This is a genomic window from Desulforudis sp. DRI-14 (assembly GCF_052618305.1).
Genome location: NZ_JBQXEZ010000045.1, coordinates 1 through 2,602, shown reverse-complemented (window position 1 = coordinate 2,602; position 2,602 = coordinate 1). Strand labels below are relative to the sequence as shown.

At 55.0% G+C, this 2,602-nt stretch carries 4 protein-coding genes; 2 read left to right on the top strand and 2 right to left on the bottom strand.

What is annotated here, in order from left to right; genetic code table 11:
* Positions 1-135: 135 nt before the first annotated feature.
* Both ACUM6F_RS12630 and ACUM6F_RS12625 read right to left on the bottom strand, forming a co-directional pair.
* The gene (locus ACUM6F_RS12630) at positions 136-396 is read right to left on the bottom strand and encodes an alpha/beta-type small acid-soluble spore protein (protein WP_425621463.1); all 261 of its coding nucleotides are present in this window, start codon (positions 394-396) and stop codon (positions 136-138) included.
* A gap of 252 nt (positions 397-648) precedes the next feature.
* Complete coding sequence (locus ACUM6F_RS12625) at positions 649-1,227, bottom strand: stage II sporulation protein M (RefSeq protein WP_425621464.1); 579 nt, start codon at positions 1,225-1,227, stop codon at positions 649-651.
* A gap of 342 nt (positions 1,228-1,569) precedes the next feature.
* On the opposite strand from ACUM6F_RS12625, the gene ACUM6F_RS12620 reads away from it, so the two are divergent.
* Entirely contained in the window at positions 1,570-2,247 is a 678-nt protein-coding gene (locus tag ACUM6F_RS12620) for a ClpP family protease (protein ID WP_445349461.1), read from the top strand.
* Entirely contained in the window at positions 2,244-2,459 is a 216-nt protein-coding gene (locus ACUM6F_RS12615; protein ID WP_425621465.1) for a YlzJ-like family protein, read from the top strand. Before ACUM6F_RS12620 ends, ACUM6F_RS12615 begins: the two co-directional genes overlap by 4 nt.
* Positions 2,460-2,602: the final 143 nt, after the last annotated feature.

Sequence of the window (2,602 nt, the reverse complement as noted above, 5' to 3'; positions counted from 1 at the left end):
GATAAACCCAGACCCGAACAGCAAGGGCTATTATCGAGCTAATGCTAAACATGTTCAACGATGTTATTGATAAAAACTGTTAACGATGTCCTGTTACCTGACAATTAAGGATTAAGCATTAGGAATGTCTCCTGGTCAAACTTCTGACTTCCGGCTTCGGACATCCTTTTCGAGGTTGGCCAAGGTTTTTCTCAATCCTTCTTTCCGGATGGTTTCCTCGCCCGCTTTGACGAGATCCTTCGAATCGTCGCCTTTCACGCCCATATCGGGCCGCAGGGCCACACCGTCTACGTACCGGTTGGCGTCCGTAATCCCCAGTTCCTTATTCGATTCCCAGCGCACCTCATCCAGCTGGCGCAGGGTACGGAGCGCCTCGTTGTCTTTTTTGCGGCTCATTAATCCATCACCTCAGCCCTAGCATGGATCGGGGCGGCGGGAAATATGCCGATAACGAAATAGGGCCTTGAGGCCCTATTTCGGATGTAAGTAGTCAATAGTCGGATGTAAGTAGTCAATAGTAGGAATCTCCGGCACTCAACTGATGGCAGCGAGTTATAGATCGGTCTAAATCGGCGTCTCGAAGACTAACAATTAGCTTTAAATGTAATGGATCTTCGAGTTGAGTGCCGGGTCGTTCGGGAATGCCATTTAAGGCGAGGGTGTCAGGAACAGGCCCATTACCCGCGGAGAGACGTAGACCTCGATGACGGCCGCTACGGCCAGCAAGGGGATGATCACCCCCGCCAGATAACGCATCTTCGCGCCGAAGGGCGGGCCCTGCCGCCGCCTGAAACGCCGCAAGACCACGGCCAGGGCGTAGCCCGCGGCCAATAAAAGGGCCGGCAGTTCGAAGATGCCGTGTGGCAGAAGCCCGGTGGCAAAAGCCAGGGGGCTGACGCCTTTCGCGTTCAGAACGGTGGCGAAGAAGCCTATCAGGAGCCCGTTGCTGAGCAGAATAAAGAAGACCGGGATGCCCAGCAAAAGATGGCCCCCGGCGATAAGGATCAGGGCCACCGAGGTGTTTTTAAGGAAGATGGTCACGGCAAGCGCCACGTTCTGAGCCTCGGGAGCCAGCTCTTTGCTTTGTGCCACAATCGACTTAAGTCCTTCAACCGATGGCTGCAGGTAGGGCCCGACCTCCTCGGCGAAGATCACGCCTCCGATAATGGCCAGCGTAAATATCATCAGCGCTAAAAAGAATCCTTTCCTTATTTCCCGACCTTGCACGCATACCCCTCCTCAACGTCTGAGAGACTAACCGCCGGGGCATCGCCCCCACCCATAGGCTAACACAAGAAGCACCTTGCGCCAAGGCACGTTCAAAACGCAAAGGAGTTTCTGCAGCCGGAATGTATCCGGCGAGGGTATAAATTGGTTAGATCAAGCCGGACGGAAGCATACTAAAAATAACGAAATTTACGGGGAGGAATACCCGTGCCTAACCGCTACCACGGCTATCCGGGCTATTATGTGTCTTTCAACGGAAACGAAATACCGGACGAACCTGCTGCTGAGCCGGAACCGGTGCCCGAACCCGCCGCACCCGCCGAATCGCCGACCCGCCGGCGCATGCGGGCCATCAGGGAACTCGGCGTGACGGCTGTTCCCGGAGCGAAGACCAACATTCACACGCTGGTCATCGTCGGCCAGGTAGAAGGTCACATGGTTCTGCCGCAGCAGAACAAGACGACCAAATACGAGCACATACTTCCCCAGCTCGTAGCCATAGAGCAAAACCCTGGAATTGAAGGAGTTCTCATTGTCCTGAATACGGTCGGGGGTGACGTTGAAGCCGGCCTGGCCATGGCTGAAATGATTTCGTCGCTTTCCAAGCCGACGGTCTCTCTCGTTTTGGGCGGCGGGCACTCCATCGGCGTGCCGGTCGCGGTGGCCGCCAATTATTCCTTTATCGCCGAGACGGCCAGCATGACCATCCACCCCATCCGTATCACGGGCCAGATCCTGACCGTTCCGCAGACCTTTGAATACCTCGAAAAAATGCAGGACAGGGTCGTGCGTTTTGTCGTCAAACACTCCAATATTTCGGAGGAGCGCTTCCGGGAGCTGATGTTCCGTACCGGTGAACTGGCACGCGATATCGGGACGGTACTCATAGGGAGGGAGGCCGTGGAACACGGGCTTATCGACCAGGTCGGCGGCATATCGGATGCCCTTGCCAAGCTTAAGATCCTGATTGATGAACAGGAAGCCAAGAAGAAACCGGAAAAGGGGGTGCCCATCCAGTGATCCTCTATACCGTTCTGGACGTAGAAAGCTGCCTGCACGACGAAAAGGAGGAAGTGCCCCGGTACGAAGAAGTGTTGGTCGATTCGGTTCCCGTGCTCGTTAAGCGTCACGGCACCGACGTGGCCGTTATCGATAGAGTTTTAAGCACCGATCCCATGGATTTTTTAAACCCGGACCTCTCGCCCGGAACGCGGGTAACGCTGGTTGATTAACGCGTCTTGTGCCGAAGAACAATCGGACGGACTAGTTAAAGGGAACGCGCATCAGCACCTTATTGCCGGCTTTTTGTCGATAGCGTAAGTTGACACTATTAGAGGGGGCATGCTATATTAAGACTTGCTGAGCCCGGGGCGAC